A 17,138-nucleotide genomic window follows, 5' to 3' on the forward strand; every position below is an offset into this window, starting at 1 on the left:
TTTCGAATCTAGCAGAACTACCGGACCATACAAGTGGTTTTCCCACCTCCCCGGGTTCCCGGCGAGGCCGGACGTTAGATGCTCACCCGTATCGGCAGGATCACCGTGGTGATGCCGTCCCACTGCAGGCGGCGCTGGATGGCGAAGGCGGTCTCGTTGTGCAGCATCCGGTGGTAGAACTTCTCCAGCCGGAACGTCAGCTGCCCGGTGAAGACGGTGCAGCGGGGATACTCCTCGCCGAGTTCCTTGCAGATGCCGACCACGCTCTCCACCACGTCCGTCGCCACCGCCATCCGGTAATCCGCCGCGAAGCCGAGCCTTCTTGCCAGCGCAGCGTACTTGGCAAGCCCCTCCTGCACCGACCGCTCCAGCGCCTCCAACTCCTCGGCCCCCTTGAACGAGCCCGAGTCGATCACGGCGACCGAGACGAAGACGACGTTCTTGTAGGTCTTGGGGAAGGTGGTCAGGATCGAAAGAAGCGTGTGCACCCCGAATCCTGAGTAGGCCGAAACGAGCTGTATCGCCGTCGGGTCGTTGCGCGAGGGCGCAGCTTCGTTGACGGGGCCGCTGGTGGGGAAATCGAGCAGCGCCTCGTCCAATTGTGCCATCCCCTTGCGCACCGTCTGGTAGTGTCCCCTGATCAGGTAGCAGATCCCGATCACGACCGAGGTGATGAGCAGCGTGAGCCATCCACCTTCAGCGAACTTCTCGACCGTGGTGACCGCCAGGATGGTGGCACACAGTATCAGGCCGACCAGGTGCACCGAGAGGTGCCGCATCCACTGTGGATCCTCGCGGCTGCGCTGGATGTAGAACCGCGACATTCCCAGCTGCGACAGCGAGAAGGTCAGGAAGACGTTGATGGAGTACATGACCACGAGCGCCGAGACGCTCCCGCCGGTGTACACCAGGAGCACGATGGAGGCAAGCCCCATCAGGACGATGCCGTTGCGCATGGTGAGGCGCACCGAAAGCGCCGCGAAACGGTGCGGCAGCCAGGAGTCGACCGCCATGTTGGACATGACCCGCGGGCCGTCGACGAACCCGGCCTGCGCGGCGACCAGGAGCAGGGCGCCTTCAGAGAAGATGGTGACGAAGGCAAGGACCCCGCCCATCGGCCAGTCGGCGAAGAGGGCGTCGGCCAGCACCGAGTTCAGCGTCTTCCCCTCCACCGGCCTGACCCCGATCAGCGTGTAGCAGAGAAAGAGCAGACCCGCGGTGAATGCCAGCGAACTCGCCATGTACATCATGGTCCTCTTACCGGTCTGCACGCGCGGCTCGCGCATGATCTGCAGGCCGTTGGAAACCGCCTCGATGCCGGTGTAGGTACCGCCCCCCAGGGAATAGGCGCGCAGGAAGAGCATCATGATGCCGAAGACGCCGATGGTGGAGAGGTCGTGCGAGAGCCCGGAGTGGAAGCCCGCGGCAAGCGGCGCGAAGCGGTCGGTGTGGGTGAAGATGCCGTCCAGCAAAAGGAGCACGTGCGTCGCGACGAAGACCATGAAGATCGGGGCCATCACGGAGATCGATTCCTTCACCCCCCTGATGTTCAAAACGATCAGCACCACGGCGAGGGCACAGGCCACCTCGACCTTGTAGGCGTGAAAGGGCTTCGGTATGTAGCTGAACAGGGCGTCGACGCAGGAGGCGATGGAGACGGTGATGGTCAGCACGTAGTCGACCAGGAGGGCGCTCCCCGAAACCACCCCCGCCCTTTCCCCCAGCATGTGCGTCGCCACGATGTAGCCACCGCCGCCATGCGGGAAGTGCTCGATGATGCGGGAATAGGCGTAGGAGATGATGAAGACGGTGAGCGCCGTGAAGAGTCCGAGCGTGATGGCCAGGTAGGTGTGGCTGCCAAGGGCGCGAAAGGCCTCCTCGGGGCCGTACGACGACGAGGAAAGCCCGTCAGCGCCCAATCCCACCCAGGCCAGAACCGGAACGAGGGACATCTTGTGGAAGAGGCTCGGGTCCTTCAGGTATTTCGGCGCCCCGAAAACCGCCGTTGCAACTCGTTTGACCAGGTTTTGCCTTGCCTCGGGCAGTTCCTGTCCCATGCTCGCACCTCCCTTACCGGGCCGCTGTTTTCCGGCCCTGAAAGGATGCTACCGCTTGCGGCATAAAGAGGGTGTCAAGATGCGGCCGGGCGCATCAAGAAAGTATCAAGACCGCGACCGGGGCGTTGCGCGTTTAGGGAGAGGGGTTCGCGAGGAAAAACATTCGGCGTGCGGCGGCAGAAGATCTTGACCACTTCGTGACCTCTTTCAGCCCGATCTTGATCCTGCCTTTATCCGCAAAGCGCTATGGTGAAATCATGAAATCGGGAGGAAACGGGAGGACGACATGAAGATCTATCTTTTCAACACGGAAGATGGCCTCTACCTCGGCGAGGATTTTGCCGACGATGCCATGGCCGGCGGCTCAAGCGTCCCGGCAGGGGCGACCGCGATAGCACCTCCCCCCTTCGGACGGAGGGAGGTGCCGGTGTTCATGGCCGCAGAGAACAGGTGGGTACTGCAGCCTCTCCCCGCTACTCGACGACCATAGGCCCCTTCTGGAGCAAAGAGACGTAAGCCTAAAAAGGCCCTATTTTGTGCGGCTTTAACATCGTTAGGCCGCCGCGGGTAGGATATGGGCCTTTCCCCTCCTATTCTATGCTTAGAAGTTCGACCTCAAATATGAGAGTGGCATTCGGCGGTATTGCCGGTCCAGCGCCACGGCTTCCGTAGGCCAGCTCAGGGGGACAGAAAAGCTTGGCTTTGCCTCCGACCTTCATCATCTGGACCCCTTCGGTCCAACAGGGAATAACGTTCGAAAGGGGTAATTTTGTGACCATTTTACTGTTGTATGAACTGTCGAATTCCCTGCCATCGGGCAGGGTGCCGCGATAGTCGACTCCTACGATGCTCGATACCTTAGGTGACGGGCCGCTCCCCTCCTTGATGGGCTGATACACCATTCCGGACGCTGTCTTTATGGCCCCATTTTCTCTTGCTGCGTCAGCAATAGTATCATTAGCCGCAGCCAGGCCGGGAACAGCAATAGCCAGCGCAATAACTATACTCGCCACTCTTTTCATCTTTGCTCCTGTTCGTGGTCTGAATCTTACATCAATCACGTGATGCTATCATCAGGCTCTGTTTCCATCAATGGTTATGTCCTCTTCTTATTGCCACCCATACTCCGATCCAGCTCCTTGCATGGTACTGCCTTGCCTTCTCCTGGTGCCGAGTTAAGTAACCGATTCTATAACCATAGGCCCCTTTTGCAGCAAAGGAGAGTAAGGTCGAAACACCCTGTTAACTTTACACTTTTATTATAGCCCAAAGCTACGGGTACGATATGGGTAGGACAAGACGCAGGTGACTTTTGCCCTGAGGTCAGGAGTTTTGGGCAATATTATTGATTAGCAGTATTTCGTGCCAGTGGCACTAACGGTACCAAAAATACAGGAAAAGGATGGCCCCTAGAATGCTCGCAACGCCGAGCCCTATGAGGATGAAGCCAGCTGTACGTTGGTCCAAAGCCTGGAGGACCAAGAGAGATCGACGTGCTATCCACATATCAGCAATGTCGATTTTTTTGCCAAAATCCATGTGTTTAAATCTATAAAAGACCCATGCAATTGCAGCGCAAGGAAGCGTGTACCGAACCAGAAGGACTCCGACATGTATCAGTGTGAGATCCGGCTCACTAAGTTTGACGGGGGTGATGCTTAATAGGAGAATCACAGTTACAGCCAAAGTCCATGCCGCTGTGTACCTAGAAATTCGTGCGCCGGCAACGGCGTCTGACGCCTCTATTTTATAAGAACTATTCTGAAAACCTGCCTTTATAGCGGTTTCTAGAAGATCGTCTTGCACGACGGGGGGTATAAAGAACTTATCGTCTCCTCCACCAATTTCCCTCATCGAAATTCCCCTGAATGACTTGGCATAAATCAGTACCCCAAGCGATGAGTTATACGATGCTGGTCGAAAGTCCCGCTTACATTCGATGACTTTTCTATACAGGAAACGGAGGACATTGCTCCTCCATTTTTTTTCATCCCCGTTAACCTCATGAATGTCCACGAGAGTGTCAGACTTGGGATCATGGTGTTGGTGGTTATGACATATGTCTTTTAGAAAGAAAAAGAGTTGGGAGCAAACAATACGTTCCATGTGGGATCTATCATATTGATCCGTTGGGAGCCGTGGTGCCGACTTGGATATCTGGTGTTCAATGGAGTCAGGCATCGTCAACGTCACGACACCTGTCCTTTCGAGCTCAAAGTCCACAAAAAAAGCACATGACGCGGGTATATTATCGAGGAGGTCTTGATAGCGTCCTTGGAAATAGTTTCCCAACGTGGAACCTGTTCTAGCAACGCTGTAACCAGGGTATTGGCGCAGCACCTGCATCGCGTCATCGACCATCGGCTTGGCATCCTGTTTCCAGTCATCTGCAAATTCAAAAAGGAAAAGTCTGCCTCGCAGAGTATCATCCAGGCACAGAGGATCGTCTGAACTTGTTCCGACGCAAAGACACACAAACTCCCCATATATTGCATTTCTCTTCGCGAGAGTCTTTGACACTGCGTCTAGCAGGGTGCGGTGTTGGTAACAAATAATAAATCGGCTGGAATGATCGCCTATGTTAGCTCTAACAGGTTGGGCGGGATAACTTCCGCTCCCTAGTGTATTGAACGAAAGGGCGCCAGAAACGTTAGGCACCCACGCCTTGAAGACCCTTTGCATTTTCACTCCAAACAAAAAAAGGCTCAGTGGTGTCCTGAGCCTTTTCATACCATATTAGTTGTAGGCCTTAGCGGAGGATTGCGTCTATAGCGCTTTCGGAAAGAACGCCTTGCTCAACCCATTCGCGACGATCTTTATTCACAGCCAGACCGGCGCTTATCCGATGATCCCGAGCACCCAGGTAAAACGTGTGCAGAGTTCCAAGCCAAGGATCACGTTTCCTAGGTGATGCCTCTCGATTGCGACGATATTCTTCTGGATCGGCTTTCAAAATCTTCAGCCCCAGTCTAATCATAAAGATGGAAAGCCAGCCTCCAGCCACTATCATGGCTGCGGCAACTGCCTCATGGATGCCCATTTTACCTCCTGTAGAAAAATCCCAGACTAGGTTTATGTTGCGGTTCCTAGTGTTTCTGTGATATTTCCGACCGCCCCAAAGGGGAATGACAGTTATGCACAACTCTTTCCGCTATGGTGCTGTGGAAAACTATTAAAAAACCTCAAGCAATGGAACCACTTGCAAAGCTATATATGCTAAAACCAGCATAAAGCTTTCATTTCAGTTTCCACAGCTTATCCACAGGTTATCAACAGAGTTACCAACAGCAAAACAGCGTAAACTTGTTGATTTATAACGTCTTTGCACATACTTGTCAATTGCTAACGGTGACATCTTTTATTTTTTCACAGCTACATCGCACCCTGTTGATATCCACCTCTATACCTATAGCTGCACATTTCGGCAATTTTGAAACCACCATGAATAAAAAATATCCACAAGACAGTCGCCGAGGCCGACGTTGCTATTGGCAAGGAACTCTAACCGCTCGTCGACCGCCGCACCCTACAAACCCAAGCTAGACGGCAACCGAAAGAGCTTGGGCAAGCCCACCGCTGTGTGCTATTAAACGGCGTACTAAAGGAGGGGCGGGAATGGTCCATTTCATTGATCACGTCATGCGAGAAACCGCCAAGTCACTAGGGAGATCGCTGGATAGCTATTGGCCAACCAGAGTATCAAATACCTGTGAACTGCCGGAACGCAACCTATCCCTTCACTGTTCAGTAGTTCTAGCAAACATGGGTTTTTCCGTACTGCAGGAACTCTCCTTTCCCGGCCAACCGAAAGCCGAACGACTAGACGTACTTGCCATTGCGCCGGCGCACTCCTTCGCACTGCACCTGGAGGTTAAACAGTATTGGTCAGGGAGTATGATCAACTCCCTTGCCGATCTTGAAAGGGTCAAACGGTTCAGCGTCGATAGGAGCCTAGACCCCGTGATTTTTGGCAGATCCTTTGTAGATCCCATCAACTCCCTCGGTTGCGAGGTTGGCGTGGTGGCCGGAACACTCTGGCGTAGTACACGGCAAGGGACCGACCTCACTGGGGAGGCCCAGGAAACTTTCGTCTCCCATGTACAGGCAATGGACGGAGTTATCTGCCAAGAGCCGCACCTAATTCGCAGATACACCCCAGAAGGCAACTCATCTTGGAACGGAGCCTTTTACCTGTACTGGGCGCTCGTAGGGGATTGGCGGCGCAAGGTCAGTGCAGATGGGAAGTTGATCTGATACCGCAGCTACCACAGGCTATGCGATCAATGCAGGTCATCCGCTCGTCGACCTTCTCACCCGCCCCTGCGCAAACGCCTCGACCGCTTCCTGCTCATACCTCACCGCCCCCTTGCCGTCCGAGAGTTTGATGAAGGGGATCCCGCCGCCGGTCACCCGCTTCCGCCTCAACCAGTGCACCGATACCCCTATCTGCTCTGCAACCTCTTTCTCGTTCAGTAGCCGCTGCATGCGCCACCCCCCTTGGCCTTCTCTTCATGGCAGGTGATCGTTACCTTAACGGTTATGGTCCAGCCTGGCATGGCGCCGGTGTCACGCAGGGGCGCATTCTCTTCGGGGTCGGCTGCGAGCCCATCGGCGGCCCCTCCATCACCCTCTTCCAGAGCGCGGCCGGCGCCCTGCTGCATGTCCTCGAACAGACCCAGTTGGTCAGGGTGCACAAGGACCCGTTTCCCTTTCCGACCAGGTGCAGCTCCCGGACACCTCACCCCTGCTTTTTTAGCGCACGTGGGGCCGACACCGGCGGCGATGGACGCCTCTGATGTGAGGGGATGGGTGCAAAGTCGACAGCGGGCCCTGGTGTCAACCAGGTTTGGCTCCCCCGGGTTTGCCTTTTTGGTTTCTGGTGAAGGTCTGTAGCTGCATCTGGGGTAGGCGGTAGGGTCTTCTTTTTCTTGGTCGATAGTGTGCGCCATGATGGGGGCCTCCGATTTTGGGATTTGGGAGGGAATGCCCAATCAGGCAGACAAAACCCGACCAAGAAGAAAACCGGAAATAAAACCAGTGGCACTAAACCGGAAACGAAACCAGAAACTGAACCTGAAACGAGACCAAAAGCGGGCACGAATTCCACCCCTTTTTGGCAACTACTAAATACGTATTTCATATAAACGGGAGAATTCCCCACTTATTTTTTACCCAAAAAAGCCCTATTTTTCATTTGCAGGTCGAGGAGTTGCAGGACGGAGAGGGGTGCACGAAAATAGTCCTTCGTTTACTAGTACAGCAAGGGCGTTGGGAAGGGGCACGACGCTGGATCCCTGCCGCGCTATGCGGTGGTGGATCAGATGGTTTATCATGGGGGGGCGGGCGAATTAGACCAGTGGGCAAGAGGAGGCAGACATGGCGCTGAGCAAAGAGGACCAAGCGGCGGTAAGGCAGATTGTCAGAGAGGAACTGAGAGCGGTTATGTGCATCGAGGTGCTCGCCAAGGAGTTAGCAAGGGAGATACACGCCGAGCAACGCCGCCAGGAGTTAGCGGCTTACGACACAACGCTTGATTTCGACCAAATGGCAAAAGTTCAACGCGCCAAGATGCGCGAGCTCAAAAGGGCAAAAGGAGGTGGCAATTGATGAGGGCCCAGCCATCTCCACCTCAAAATAGCCTAGCCGCACAAGGAGACAGATATGACACTCAGCACCGAAGACTTTGCTAGGATCCGCCAGATCATCCGCGAGGAGTTAACGGCGGCTAAACGGCGCGACGATGGCTATCAAGACCAGGCATACCTGGTCGCCACAACTACCCCGCAGGAGCGCAACCAGATGGCAAGGGTAAAGATGCAAGCGCAACGTGCCGCACAGAAAGCCGCAAAAGCTGCCAAGAACTAGGACAAAAAAAGGGAAGGCCAGGTTTCCCCGGCCTCTGATATTCTACAGTTTTTTAATTCGTCCGTGCGAAAATTTGACTGTGCGCACGGTTTTCAGTGAAGAGGTTGGCAAGATCTGAGTACCCCCCAAACTACGCCCCCACCGGTTGCATCCCGAACTTGCGGGACATTGCTTTCTGCACGCGGCCATCGCCCATAAGGTCGGCCACGAAGATGTCGATGACGCTCTTGCCGTCTTGCTGGCGGTGCTCCACTTTCCCGGCCTTGTTCTTGTCCTCGTAGAGGTTGACCACAGGGGCCGCCGCCGTTTGCTCCTGCTGACGCGGCACATACGGGACAATAGACCCACTTTGCCCAGGCACGAACAGTTCCGGCCGCTTCTCACCAACAATGTATGGGGTGCCGGCGCTTACGTTGCCGCCTGTTTCGCGGCCCTGGTACTGAGTCGATTGAATGGTGGCAAGTTGCATAGCACCAGCCCCGGCAGTCAGCGCCGCCATGGCAAAGTTCAAAGGAGGCGGGGAAGAACTAAGGGCTTTAGCCACGCCCATGGCCGTGTCTATGGTAGCCATCGCAATGGCCAGCTTTTTCCCCATTTCAAACTGGCGCCGGTTGCCCTGCATCAACATTCCGGCCATTTGTGCGCCTACTTTGGTCCCCGCACCAATAGCCGCCTCATACTCAGAATTGCGCAGCGCAAGCTTTGAACGCTGGTAATCCTGGTCAATCTTCTTCAGCGCCTCAGTCTTCTTCTCGGCCATGCCAATTTCGGTATCGTCCCACTTGGCTACCATGGCAACCTGCTGCTCGCGGGAATCCTTCAAGACCAGCAGTTGTTCTTCGTAGGGATTACCGGCCGCCATGATCCCGGCAAACTCGCGCTTGGAGGTGGCAGACTTTTGAGCATCGCCAGCGAGATCTATCGGGAACTGCTTGCGCATCCCACCAAAACCCATTGATTCGCCTGGGCCGGTGAGACTGTAAGGCTGTTTCTTGGTGAAGGTGTCGGTTAGAAGGTCATACGTGCCTTTGTCGGTCTTGGGCTCGGTGAGGAATGGAACATCAAGCGTCGACTTGAGGATCTCCCACCCTTTAACCGCTTCCTCGGTGTTTTTAACCTGATTCCGCGCCCACTCGTCCGTTTTCTTGTTGACGTCGGACAGCCACTTAGCTTCTTCCTCCAGTGCAGCCTGTTCGCGCTTCCAGCCCATAAAGCCAGGATCATTGGTGGTGTAGTTGAGCTTTTCGGCGGCAGAAGCGCCTGTACTACTTCCACCACCCAGCCGCCCAGCGGCACCGGGTTTGCCATCTGCTTTGAGCCGGTTGCCAGCCGCGTCAAGACCAACCTCGGAGTTTGCAAGGGCTTGGAGCATTTTGTCACTGTCAGCATACCGCTGAGCAAAAAGTTTATTCTGTTCAGCCCACCACTTCCCCGTGTTGGTGAACTTGCCGCCGGTCACCGCCCACATGAGGGTAGTGAGGCTGCCGCCAGCCTTGTCAGCCAACATGGCCATACGGGTGATTTCAGCCTCGACATTGTGCAGCCCCTCTATGAATGGGGGAATACTCTTTACAGCAGCTTCGCCGATTGTTATGGCCAGTTGGGTGAGTGGTGGAAGCAGCGCCGTGCCAAGCTGCACCTTCAGCGACTCGGCCACATCGTCGATATCCTTCATCGCCGCCTTGTACTTCTTGACCGCTTGGACCTTGTCATCGCCAAAGATGAGGTGCAGTTCCTTGGCGCGGTCCTCGGCTTCCTTCATTCCCTCGGAGGTGAGACGCAGAATACCGGAAAGTTCGCGCCAGCCCTTTCCGTAAAGGGCCATCGCGGCGGTGTCGCGGTCCTTGCCTTCCTTCAGCGTCTTGAGGTAGTCGTTGACCTCCATCATGACCGTCATGGAGTCTTTGAGGTTTCCATTGCTGTCACGAATGTCGATCCCGGCTTTAGTGAAGGCTTCGCCGTTTTTGAGGGCTTGACGGGTGAGTCGGTCGGATGCACCAACGGCATCGTCGACGGTGAGGAAGGCGTCATCAATGGCAATGCGCATGACGGACGCCTGGGAAGCGGAAACGCCGAACACCTTAGAGAGCTTGACAACCTCTGCGGAAACTTCCTTCGTGGTGTTCACCATGTCCTTGAACATGGCACCACCAGCAAGCACAGCGGTCACGGAAGCTGCAGCAGTCCCGAGCTTGTTGAACGTGGCCGGGATGACGTCAAATGAGCTTGCGATGCTCTTTGCGGAGTCCTGCGCCACCTTGTTGGCTTTCCCCATATCGTCGCGGAAGCGGGCAATATCGGCAGAGAGACTTATGACGAGTTCGCCCAATTGGCCACTCATAAACTACCTCCTTTGGCCTTAATTGCCTGTTGTTCTCTCTTTGTCAGTAACCCCTGCCGCTTGAGGTGCTCGACCTCGGATTCACCGTTTTCGGGCCGCTCTGCCGCTTCGAAACGCCACCACATTGATGGCCTCGTGCCCGGGAAGGCCTTAATCCACCAGGCAACTACCTGGTCCTTGTTGTCCAACCACAGTTGCCGGACCTCTTCGGGCATCAGGAAGAAACGGTCTTTCCATGAAGGTCCCTGCGGGCCGTGCTGCATATCGCAGAGCCAGTTGAAACATTCAGGGGAAATGGAGGGCACCAATCTGCTGCGGGGGGTGCGTTTGCGGTTTGTTGCCATGTTACCTCCCAGCCGGTCGACCGGCACGGTCCTGCAGTGGTTCGAGGTCGAGGTTCAACGCCTTGAGGGCCGCAAGCATTGCCGCTCTGCTGTCCCGCTCAACGGTAGTCAAGGGGTGGGCTTTCGGCTGATCAAAACGGTCCTTTACGGTCAAGCCTTCTTTGGCAATGACCGCTTGCGCGTCTCTCATCCGGTCGAATGCTTCAAGGCCGGTTTGCAGGATCAATAGGCCGGCTTCATCGCCGATGTCGTACTCTTTGAGCAGCCGGTCCCATAGGTTTCTAGCCTCTTTGCTCAGGTGTTTCGGTGCTTTGGTTGCCATGTGGCCTCCGGAATTTTTCTAAGGGAATCTTCTTTTCGCGCAAGCGTGGGTTCACACGCGGTCATGGAAGAAAACGGCTGTAAGATGCAGACCGCCCCCAGGGAGGGATAGGTAAAGGCCGCTGAGCTTCCCCGGCGGCCCTATCAAGCCTACTCGCCTACCATCTTCCTTATCTCTTCCTCTGTGAGCCACCCCTCCCTCACCACGTCCCGCAGGTAGTAGGAGACCCGGCTGTTGTCATCGTCCAGGTGCCCGACTTTGGTAAAGGCCATACCGTTACCGAAGGCCACCCCGAATCCGATACCGCTCTTACTGAGTTGATCTCTGAAGCGGCTCTCGGCCGTGACCGCTTTGGACAGGGTGACCACGCCCCTCACCATATCCTGGACAAGCTTCTTGTACTCCGGGGCCAGATCCTTCCCTGCCTGGATGGAGTAACGGTTCTCGGCCTGGCCTATCTCGTTCTGCTGCAGGCGGATCGCCTCTCTGATGATGGTAAGTTTTCGGTACAGGTTGGCACGCTCATCATCAAGGGGACTGTACTCGATGGCCTTCACCTCTTCACCCGCGATGAGCTTAAGGGCGCCCTCCGTCACGGGGTTCGTGTCCCCCTCTGTCTTTGCCGACAGGATCCGATTGATCTCGTTAACCCGCCTATCTGCCTCATCCTTTTGGATCTGCAGCCCTACAAGTTTCCCCCGTTCTTTCTCGAGGTCTTGCCACAGCCTTTCCATGTCCTTCGATTTCATACACGTTCTCCTTTCGCTGCGCCATCACGGCGCTGGATTTGTCTCGGCTTTACCGCCGAGTGATAATACCCCCAACCGTCCGGCCAGGAGCTGGACTGTCCTAGAACTCAAAAGAGGCCTTGAAGCGGGATCCATCTTTCACCGCTACAAAGTAACCACCTGAAGGGCTGCTGACGGTCGGCAGTTCAGGCAGCCACTCCTTCAAGATTTCCTCCTCGGTTTTGGTGCAGTTGTCATCCAAATGGAGTCGGGCTTGGAAGGTGACCGAGTAGACGCGCGCGCTCTTCATGTCAGGCCACCTTCACCCGGGCGAAAGCCTCAGCGAGGACCGGCATGCCGTCTGTCCACGCCTGGAGGATGACACCCGTCTGACCTTCAATGGCATAGAGCTCGTTCAGGATCTTGATCTTCGGCTCAAGGAAATCGGCGATGGCATACCCCTGGGTGAAGTCGCCGAGGCACGCGAGGTAGCCGCCGGAGGCAATGGTGTTGGGTGCGTATTCTGACAGGTTGATTGGGCGGCCTAGGAGCAGATCGGGGAGGTTGGGATCATCTGAGGCCTCGTACAGGTACTGACCTTCAACTGTCTTCAGGGTCGCGACGATCTGCAGGACGGTGCGGTGGACGAACCACTCCATGTTCTGCCAGTACTGGGCCTTTATGGAGTATTTGGCTGCGGTTAAGGCATCGAGGATCGTGGGGATCGTGGCGTTGGCGCCCAGCTCCACCGGAACGTCGCGGGTAACCGGGACACCTTTATCGGACGGGGTAAAAACGCCCAGTGCTTTCTGGTGCCCGTCACCGGTGAGGAAGGCTTTTTCCTCTGCGACTCCCCGCTTATACCCGAGGCGGTCGATGACGACGCTTTCGGCAAAACCGGCGGTTGAGCGGAGAAGGGCATCGCTGATCTTAACGCCCTTGGTGAGTTGGTGGGGAGTGAGCAGCCGGCAGCCAGCCTGGAATCCTGCATCGTCCTTGATCTTGCCGACCTCAGGCGTCCAGTCAGGGTCATCAAAGTCACTCTCAACGGTTGGTGCTGCGAAGGCGTTGGCCTGAGTGATGGTGTACTTCTTGGCGAGCTGGCGGACGCGTACCAGGTTCGTGACCACGGCAACCAGTTCGCCGGCCCACTCCTCCGGCATCCACAAGAAGCCACCCTGGGCGTCGGCACCTGCCATGAGAGACCGCTGCTCCGGCTCGGTCACCCTGGAGCGGCCGTTCACCAGGACACTACGGATTGCGTCGGAGTAGTCCGTGCCGCGGAAGTGCTCACCTTTGAGGACCCGGCCGGCGCGGATCTCGTTGTCGATCTGCGTTCTGAGGTCGAGGGCCTCAGAAAGCGCCCGGTCCACCTGGACCTGTTCCAAAAAGTTGAGGCCGCGACGTTGGCGGACGGCCACTTCGGAAAGTCTCCTAGCCTCGACCAACGCACGGCCTCTACGGTGCTGCAGTTCCTTCAGATTGATTGCCATCGTTTCTCCTTCGCTACGCTTCACAGCGTGGCTGGTGAGGCACTGTCTCCCGACGTTCCCCGTGTTAGAATTTCGTCTTTTGTCCTTGGGCCCGTCCCAGGATTTGGTACACCCAGCGTTCGGTCACCCCGCATGCTTTCGCCGCTTCCTTCACGCCTAGCGAGGCGGCTGCCTGTCTTATCGTCTCCTGCCTCAGAGGGGCGGCACGCGGGATATAGTAGCTTTCCCCGCCGAAGTGGGAACGGACGATTTCCACCACCCGTTCAGCGGTCCCCTGGTCGAACTCCTCAAGAAGGGCCGTTTGAAGTTCGGTCAGGATGCTCATTTATACCCCCGGGCGCACTGAACTTTCCATGTGAACAGTTCACTTTTTTCTGTTCTGCTTCCCACCTGAGAAGAGCCTGGACCGCGCGGCCCAAAGGGAGCCCGCGGTGGAGCATATAATCGAGGGCATGGCTCTCTTCTCCGCAGTACGGGCAAAGAGTCTTCCTGGTCTCCGGGTTGTATTCCGTTGGCAGCTTGCACATGATGCACCGGACAACCACACCCTGGCCGAAGCCAAGCACAGTGCGGACATCAACTCTTCTGGCCTTGTTGGCCTCGTTTCTAGTTACTCTCGGATTTTCTGGTCTCACGTTCTCTCCTCCGCTTCTTGGTTGCGGACAGCCCACATCGCCTTGCCCTTCCCCGCAGATCATGCCGTTCCCGGGCCTCGCACCGCTGCCGTTATCAGTTTGTCGTTCTGCTGAATGAGCCGGTCGTTCTTAACTGCCAACTCGTGAGTCACAGCCAGGGACCCCGCGTAGAGGCTGGAAACCTCCATCAACACGTCCATGAACCCAACTATGATGGTGCGTGCCAGCACAGTATCAATCGCACCTTCGTCAGGAAGGTCTCCGATTTGTTTGACCAGTTGCAGCATTCTATCGCTCAGGCTTTCGGACATGCTTGTTCTCCTTGTCTGGTGTGTAGACCCTTCGCCCGCCGGTCGCCTCCCGGCGTTTCTGCTTCACGGCCTCGAGGAGGGACGCCATAAAATTTGCGTCCTCTGTTGTCACTGGGCATGGCAGGACCAGATTTGAAACACTCTTTTCCATTCCGCCGTTAATCCGCCGTGAGCACACTGTTTTCGAAAATTTGCTGCGTCGTACGGTTGAAGTTCATTTCAATGTCGATCCCTGCTGGTCCCTGCCTATTCTTTTCAACCGTGAGGACATCGCGCCTCCTTTCGTCCTGCCAGAAGAGCAAAAGCGAGTGTGCTTTCTGAGCGATTTTGAAACAGCCGGCGAGTTCCGCTTTAGACGGCCGTCCCTTGCTATTCCCTTGTCTATTGAGTTGCGCCATTACCACCATGTGAATTCCTAGGGATTTCGCACAGTCCACCAACTTCTGGGCATATCTCGCGAGACGTGCCTCTTCTGTTTCTCGGTTGTCACCGGAATGGCTGATTTCTCCGATGTAGTCTATAAAGACCACCTGAACCTTGTGCTGGATCACAAATTTGCTGATGGTCCCCACCACCTCCTCTATGGTCCGGGGGCTGTTATCGGTCATGAAGATACCAGAGCGGTGGAACGTCTCCCCAAAGCTGCAAGCCACCTGGTAGTGCTCCCCGCTCTCGATGTCCTTAACCTTGAGGCCAGAGTGAATTGCACAAAGACGGTCGAGGTTCAAGTCCACATCGTTTTCATTCGAGATGAACAGCGCCCGGTGGCCAGCGATGATGATGTTGTGAAGGAGGTTAAGGGCCAAAGTTGACTTGCCAAAGCCGGTAGCTGCTGCAATGACGGTAATCCGCTTAGGTTGCAGGCCCTTCAACAGCCGACCAAGAATGCTGTACCCAATTTCGAGCCCCCGCACCTCAGGCCGCCTCTCGGCACGTGCCTCTTGAAGTTTCACAACTCTGTTGCAGAGCGAAGCGGAGTCATAAACGGCTTTTGAGGAGCTACTTGTGACAACATCCGCTGCAATATCCGAGAAGTTCCTTGCTACTTCTTCAACTGTGAGGGTCCCGAGTTGAGAAAGAACCTGAAGAGCCCGCATTCTCACCATGCGCTTGTTGGCTAAGGCAGAAAGCCGACGGGCTTTACCAGGCGCAAGGGATGGGATCACATCAACCATGCACTGCGCTAAGAACGGAACCGGAACGTGCGCAAGTTCTGCAATAGTTGTTAGGTCGAGATGGCCGCGTGTCTCGTATTGCTCACCGAAGTTCTTAAAGACCGCAGCCAATCTTCCATCAGAGAAGTGATCAGGCGATATGATGCTGCGGATATCCGGGAAGATGTCTGAGTCAAACAGGAGTGCTCCCATTACCTCCCGCTCTGCTGTTGTATCGACAAACTGGTTTTCTGTGCTCATATAATGGCCTCCAACTGTGCTTTAGTGGGGCGGCTATATTCGTCTGTTGCGGGTGCCAAGTATCGGCTGGCAGAATTGCTTTTCCAGGTCCTCACAGCCGCTTTCCAGTCCTTCATCTTATTCCGGCCGATCATCCAGCCTTTCGAAGCATAAAAATCGATGAACCTTGCAGGGTCACCGTCAAATTCGACTTCAACCATATATGCACCCACTTCGGCCTCGGTGGGGGAGACGAAACTTTTCCCCCTAGAGGATTCTTCTTTTCTTTCTTTTCTTTCTTTCTTGTGTCCGACCCGCGTTTCTTCCGCGTTACTATCTCCCGTTACCTCCGGCAGCGCTTGCGGGTTGTAAGTGGTCCAATTTACAATAGTTATCAACGTGCCCTTTGAGTTACTTTCTACCGTTACCATCTCCCGGTGTTCCAGCCAATCCAGCACGCCCTTAATCGTCTTCTTGTTGGGTATGACTTCCCGGCCCCATTCCGTCCATTTCACGCCTTCGGCTATCTGCTGCAAACTGGTAAGCCTTTGGCCCGGGAGAACCCATATGCCGTATTGGTGGAGGGTCGGGAACAGAAAGGCTTCGTATTGCGCATGTAGCCTCAACCAATACCAGACGCGGTGATAGATCGGAGGCATCATCCAAATGTCGGAGTCCAATTCCTTGCGCCATGACTTAATGAAACCGCCTGGGATGCACTCTGGAGGACTCATCAGATCACCGCCGCGATGGCCTCAGCCGTAAAGTGATTTTTTGCATAGGAAATGAACGCCTGACGGCGCCGTTCATGGAGAAATGCAAGGGGGGAGTTTATTTTCCGCAAAATGTCAGCCTTCCTAGCGGCCTCATTCGCTCCGTTCACTAGAGATCTAGACACACGAAGGGCTTTATAGGGGGTGCCCAAAAGAACCCCTTTAGTTTTTTGATTCATACCGGCTCCGGCGCGTGTTCTCGCGCAAAGGTAGTCCTCCGAACCTATCCAGGCCCAAAGGGGCCCCCGCGGCTGCGGGACGCTCGTCTCACGACGGGCAAGTGACAGGCAGTTATGCAGCCTCTTTCAGTGCCTTTTCGAGCATACGCCGTCTGCATGATGTGATCTCTGCTTTAAGAACAGGGTGCGCATCAAGGAAACCATCTTTATCCAGCAAGCTGGCCATATGATCAAGAACATGGACACGCTTCGTCCAGTCCAGGGTCTTGACCAGCTGGGCTACACTATCGATCGCTTCCTTCATTTCCACAGTTGTCATACTCATCCCCCCCGTAGATTTGCCCCCAAGGGGCGGATTCCCGGCGTGTGGGCCGGTCAGTAGGTGCTGGTTGACGTCCTAACTCGGCTACGCTTGAAAGCTTCGACAGCGTCTACTTCGTAACGGACCCCGGCTTTTGCTCCGTTCCCCATTTTAAGGAAAGGAATACCCCCGCCCGTGATGCGCATACGACGGAGCCAATGAACCGACATGCCGATCTGTTCGGCCACCTCCTTCTCGTTCAACAACTTGTTACCCATAAGACCTCCTTCCATCGCGCGGAGATGCGCATAGCACCCGAAACTTTCTTCACGGATGTTGCGGCTTCGGAAACTTTCCGTTATATTCATTATGACAACCAATCAATACAAAGACAA

At 55.5% G+C, this 17,138-nt stretch carries 22 protein-coding genes and 1 pseudogene; 4 read left to right on the forward strand and 19 right to left on the reverse strand.

All coding sequences use genetic code 11. The features are described 5' to 3' along the window. Positions 1-74 precede the first annotated feature (74 nt). Positions 75-2,057: an APC family permease gene (locus KOM00_RS01910; protein WP_216497130.1), complete on the reverse strand. Its 1,983-nt coding sequence runs from the start codon at positions 2,055-2,057 to the stop codon at positions 75-77. 286 nt (positions 2,058-2,343) lie between these two features. Between KOM00_RS01910 and KOM00_RS01915 the strand changes: the two genes are divergently transcribed. Then, positions 2,344-2,547 carry a hypothetical protein gene (locus KOM00_RS01915; RefSeq protein WP_216497131.1) on the forward strand — a complete coding sequence of 68 codons (204 nt, stop codon included), beginning with the start codon at positions 2,344-2,346 and terminating at the stop codon, positions 2,545-2,547. A 100-nt stretch (positions 2,548-2,647) separates the two neighbouring features. Here the strand turns inward: KOM00_RS01915 and KOM00_RS01920 are convergent, their stop codons facing one another. The 3 genes from KOM00_RS01920 to KOM00_RS01930 all read right to left on the reverse strand — a co-directional run bounded on the left by KOM00_RS01920 (position 2,648) and on the right by KOM00_RS01930 (position 5,097). Further along, on the reverse strand, positions 2,648-3,079 hold the full coding sequence (locus KOM00_RS01920; protein WP_216497132.1) for an FKBP-type peptidyl-prolyl cis-trans isomerase: 432 nt from the start codon (positions 3,077-3,079) through the stop codon (positions 2,648-2,650). A gap of 352 nt (positions 3,080-3,431) precedes the next feature. Then, positions 3,432-4,739: a hypothetical protein gene (locus KOM00_RS01925; protein WP_216497133.1), complete on the reverse strand. Its 1,308-nt coding sequence runs from the start codon at positions 4,737-4,739 to the stop codon at positions 3,432-3,434. Between the two features lie 67 nt (positions 4,740-4,806). Beyond that, positions 4,807-5,097 (reverse strand): hypothetical protein, encoded by a 291-nt coding sequence (locus tag KOM00_RS01930; RefSeq protein ID WP_216497134.1) that lies wholly within the window; start codon positions 5,095-5,097, stop codon positions 4,807-4,809. A gap of 575 nt (positions 5,098-5,672) precedes the next feature. Between KOM00_RS01930 and KOM00_RS01935 the strand changes: the two genes are divergently transcribed. Further along, positions 5,673-6,311: a hypothetical protein gene (locus KOM00_RS01935; protein ID WP_216497135.1), complete on the forward strand. Its 639-nt coding sequence runs from the start codon at positions 5,673-5,675 to the stop codon at positions 6,309-6,311. A gap of 36 nt (positions 6,312-6,347) precedes the next feature. Here the strand turns inward: KOM00_RS01935 and KOM00_RS01940 are convergent, their stop codons facing one another. From KOM00_RS01940 to KOM00_RS20975, 3 genes and pseudogenes are all read right to left on the reverse strand, one after another. After that, positions 6,348-6,542: a helix-turn-helix transcriptional regulator gene (locus KOM00_RS01940; RefSeq protein ID WP_216497136.1), complete on the reverse strand. Its 195-nt coding sequence runs from the start codon at positions 6,540-6,542 to the stop codon at positions 6,348-6,350. Continuing rightward, on the reverse strand, positions 6,527-6,751 hold the full coding sequence (locus KOM00_RS01945) for a hypothetical protein (RefSeq protein WP_216497137.1): 225 nt from the start codon (positions 6,749-6,751) through the stop codon (positions 6,527-6,529). The genes KOM00_RS01940 and KOM00_RS01945 overlap by 16 nt, the downstream gene beginning before the upstream one ends. 63 nt (positions 6,752-6,814) lie before the next feature. Beyond that, positions 6,815-7,006, reverse strand: a pseudogene (locus tag KOM00_RS20975) (DUF6011 domain-containing protein); the annotation flags it as partial. Positions 7,007-7,433: 427 nt separating this feature from the next. Between KOM00_RS20975 and KOM00_RS01950 the strand changes: the two are divergent. Then, positions 7,434-7,664 carry a hypothetical protein gene (locus tag KOM00_RS01950; RefSeq protein ID WP_216497138.1) on the forward strand — a complete coding sequence of 77 codons (231 nt, stop codon included), beginning with the start codon at positions 7,434-7,436 and terminating at the stop codon, positions 7,662-7,664. A gap of 54 nt (positions 7,665-7,718) precedes the next feature. Continuing rightward, positions 7,719-7,922 carry a hypothetical protein gene (locus KOM00_RS01955; protein ID WP_216497139.1) on the forward strand — a complete coding sequence of 68 codons (204 nt, stop codon included), beginning with the start codon at positions 7,719-7,721 and terminating at the stop codon, positions 7,920-7,922. 130 nt (positions 7,923-8,052) lie between these two features. Here KOM00_RS01955 and KOM00_RS01960 read toward each other — a convergent pair whose 3' ends face one another. From KOM00_RS01960 to KOM00_RS02015, 12 genes are all read right to left on the reverse strand, one after another. Beyond that, a complete protein-coding gene (locus KOM00_RS01960) occupies positions 8,053-10,263 on the reverse strand; it encodes a phage tail tape measure protein (RefSeq protein WP_216497140.1) in 2,211 nt (736 codons plus the stop codon). Beyond that, entirely contained in the window at positions 10,260-10,607 is a 348-nt protein-coding gene (locus KOM00_RS01965) for a hypothetical protein (RefSeq protein WP_216497141.1), read from the reverse strand. Before KOM00_RS01965 ends, KOM00_RS01960 begins: the two co-directional genes overlap by 4 nt. A gap of 1 nt (position 10,608) precedes the next feature. Further along, positions 10,609-10,929, reverse strand: a complete 321-nt coding sequence (locus KOM00_RS01970) for a phage terminase small subunit P27 family (RefSeq protein ID WP_216497142.1) — start codon at positions 10,927-10,929, stop codon at positions 10,609-10,611. 149 nt (positions 10,930-11,078) lie between these two features. Next, positions 11,079-11,678 carry a hypothetical protein gene (locus KOM00_RS01975; protein WP_216497143.1) on the reverse strand — a complete coding sequence of 200 codons (600 nt, stop codon included), beginning with the start codon at positions 11,676-11,678 and terminating at the stop codon, positions 11,079-11,081. A gap of 100 nt (positions 11,679-11,778) precedes the next feature. Then, positions 11,779-11,967 carry a hypothetical protein gene (locus KOM00_RS01980; protein WP_216497144.1) on the reverse strand — a complete coding sequence of 63 codons (189 nt, stop codon included), beginning with the start codon at positions 11,965-11,967 and terminating at the stop codon, positions 11,779-11,781. Position 11,968: 1 nt separating this feature from the next. Beyond that, positions 11,969-13,150, reverse strand: a complete 1,182-nt coding sequence (locus tag KOM00_RS01985; RefSeq protein WP_216497145.1) for a phage major capsid protein — start codon at positions 13,148-13,150, stop codon at positions 11,969-11,971. 64 nt (positions 13,151-13,214) lie between these two features. Next, positions 13,215-13,475, reverse strand: coding sequence for a Mor transcription activator family protein (locus KOM00_RS01990; protein ID WP_216497146.1), 261 nt, complete (start codon positions 13,473-13,475; stop codon positions 13,215-13,217). Between the two features lie 369 nt (positions 13,476-13,844). After that, positions 13,845-14,096 carry a hypothetical protein gene (locus tag KOM00_RS01995; RefSeq protein ID WP_216497147.1) on the reverse strand — a complete coding sequence of 84 codons (252 nt, stop codon included), beginning with the start codon at positions 14,094-14,096 and terminating at the stop codon, positions 13,845-13,847. A gap of 158 nt (positions 14,097-14,254) precedes the next feature. Further along, a complete protein-coding gene (locus tag KOM00_RS02000; protein ID WP_216497148.1) occupies positions 14,255-15,511 on the reverse strand; it encodes a DnaB-like helicase C-terminal domain-containing protein in 1,257 nt (418 codons plus the stop codon). Then, the gene (locus KOM00_RS02005; RefSeq protein ID WP_216497149.1) at positions 15,508-16,224 is read right to left on the reverse strand and encodes a hypothetical protein; all 717 of its coding nucleotides are present in this window, start codon (positions 16,222-16,224) and stop codon (positions 15,508-15,510) included. Before KOM00_RS02005 ends, KOM00_RS02000 begins: the two co-directional genes overlap by 4 nt. A 330-nt stretch (positions 16,225-16,554) precedes the next feature. After that, a complete protein-coding gene (locus KOM00_RS02010) occupies positions 16,555-16,761 on the reverse strand; it encodes a hypothetical protein (RefSeq protein ID WP_216497150.1) in 207 nt (68 codons plus the stop codon). A gap of 56 nt (positions 16,762-16,817) precedes the next feature. Next, positions 16,818-17,021: a helix-turn-helix transcriptional regulator gene (locus KOM00_RS02015; RefSeq protein WP_216497151.1), complete on the reverse strand. Its 204-nt coding sequence runs from the start codon at positions 17,019-17,021 to the stop codon at positions 16,818-16,820. Positions 17,022-17,138 lie beyond the last annotated feature (117 nt).

Origin of the sequence: Geomonas diazotrophica, assembly GCF_018919385.1 — a bacterium.
In the GTDB taxonomy this organism is placed as follows: domain Bacteria; phylum Desulfobacterota; class Desulfuromonadia; order Geobacterales; family Geobacteraceae; genus Geomonas; species Geomonas diazotrophica.

What these genes read in the sequence shown, in the direction of transcription:
- KOM00_RS01920 (WP_216497132.1), bottom strand. Translation starts at nt 3,079, where the DNA reads ATGAAAAGAGTGGCGAGTATAGTTATTGCGCTGGCTATTGCTGTTCCC.
- KOM00_RS02000 (WP_216497148.1), bottom strand. Translation starts at nt 15,511, where the DNA reads ATGAGCACAGAAAACCAGTTTGTCGATACAACAGCAGAGCGGGAGGTA.
- KOM00_RS01950 (WP_216497138.1), top strand. Translation starts at nt 7,434, where the DNA reads ATGGCGCTGAGCAAAGAGGACCAAGCGGCGGTAAGGCAGATTGTCAGA.
- KOM00_RS01995 (WP_216497147.1), bottom strand. Translation starts at nt 14,096, where the DNA reads ATGTCCGAAAGCCTGAGCGATAGAATGCTGCAACTGGTCAAACAAATC.
- KOM00_RS01915 (WP_216497131.1), top strand. Translation starts at nt 2,344, where the DNA reads ATGAAGATCTATCTTTTCAACACGGAAGATGGCCTCTACCTCGGCGAG.
- KOM00_RS01985 (WP_216497145.1), bottom strand. Translation starts at nt 13,150, where the DNA reads ATGGCAATCAATCTGAAGGAACTGCAGCACCGTAGAGGCCGTGCGTTG.
- KOM00_RS01955 (WP_216497139.1), top strand. Translation starts at nt 7,719, where the DNA reads ATGACACTCAGCACCGAAGACTTTGCTAGGATCCGCCAGATCATCCGC.
- KOM00_RS01970 (WP_216497142.1), bottom strand. Translation starts at nt 10,929, where the DNA reads ATGGCAACCAAAGCACCGAAACACCTGAGCAAAGAGGCTAGAAACCTA.
- KOM00_RS01910 (WP_216497130.1), bottom strand. Translation starts at nt 2,057, where the DNA reads ATGGGACAGGAACTGCCCGAGGCAAGGCAAAACCTGGTCAAACGAGTT.
- KOM00_RS01935 (WP_216497135.1), top strand. Translation starts at nt 5,673, where the DNA reads ATGGTCCATTTCATTGATCACGTCATGCGAGAAACCGCCAAGTCACTA.
- KOM00_RS01990 (WP_216497146.1), bottom strand. Translation starts at nt 13,475, where the DNA reads ATGAGCATCCTGACCGAACTTCAAACGGCCCTTCTTGAGGAGTTCGAC.
- KOM00_RS01930 (WP_216497134.1), bottom strand. Translation starts at nt 5,097, where the DNA reads ATGGGCATCCATGAGGCAGTTGCCGCAGCCATGATAGTGGCTGGAGGC.
- KOM00_RS01960 (WP_216497140.1), bottom strand. Translation starts at nt 10,263, where the DNA reads ATGAGTGGCCAATTGGGCGAACTCGTCATAAGTCTCTCTGCCGATATT.
- KOM00_RS02005 (WP_216497149.1), bottom strand. Translation starts at nt 16,224, where the DNA reads ATGAGTCCTCCAGAGTGCATCCCAGGCGGTTTCATTAAGTCATGGCGC.
- KOM00_RS02015 (WP_216497151.1), bottom strand. Translation starts at nt 17,021, where the DNA reads ATGGGTAACAAGTTGTTGAACGAGAAGGAGGTGGCCGAACAGATCGGC.
- KOM00_RS01980 (WP_216497144.1), bottom strand. Translation starts at nt 11,967, where the DNA reads ATGAAGAGCGCGCGCGTCTACTCGGTCACCTTCCAAGCCCGACTCCAT.
- KOM00_RS01975 (WP_216497143.1), bottom strand. Translation starts at nt 11,678, where the DNA reads ATGAAATCGAAGGACATGGAAAGGCTGTGGCAAGACCTCGAGAAAGAA.
- KOM00_RS01940 (WP_216497136.1), bottom strand. Translation starts at nt 6,542, where the DNA reads ATGCAGCGGCTACTGAACGAGAAAGAGGTTGCAGAGCAGATAGGGGTA.
- KOM00_RS01965 (WP_216497141.1), bottom strand. Translation starts at nt 10,607, where the DNA reads ATGGCAACAAACCGCAAACGCACCCCCCGCAGCAGATTGGTGCCCTCC.
- KOM00_RS01925 (WP_216497133.1), bottom strand. Translation starts at nt 4,739, where the DNA reads ATGCAAAGGGTCTTCAAGGCGTGGGTGCCTAACGTTTCTGGCGCCCTT.
- KOM00_RS02010 (WP_216497150.1), bottom strand. Translation starts at nt 16,761, where the DNA reads ATGACAACTGTGGAAATGAAGGAAGCGATCGATAGTGTAGCCCAGCTG.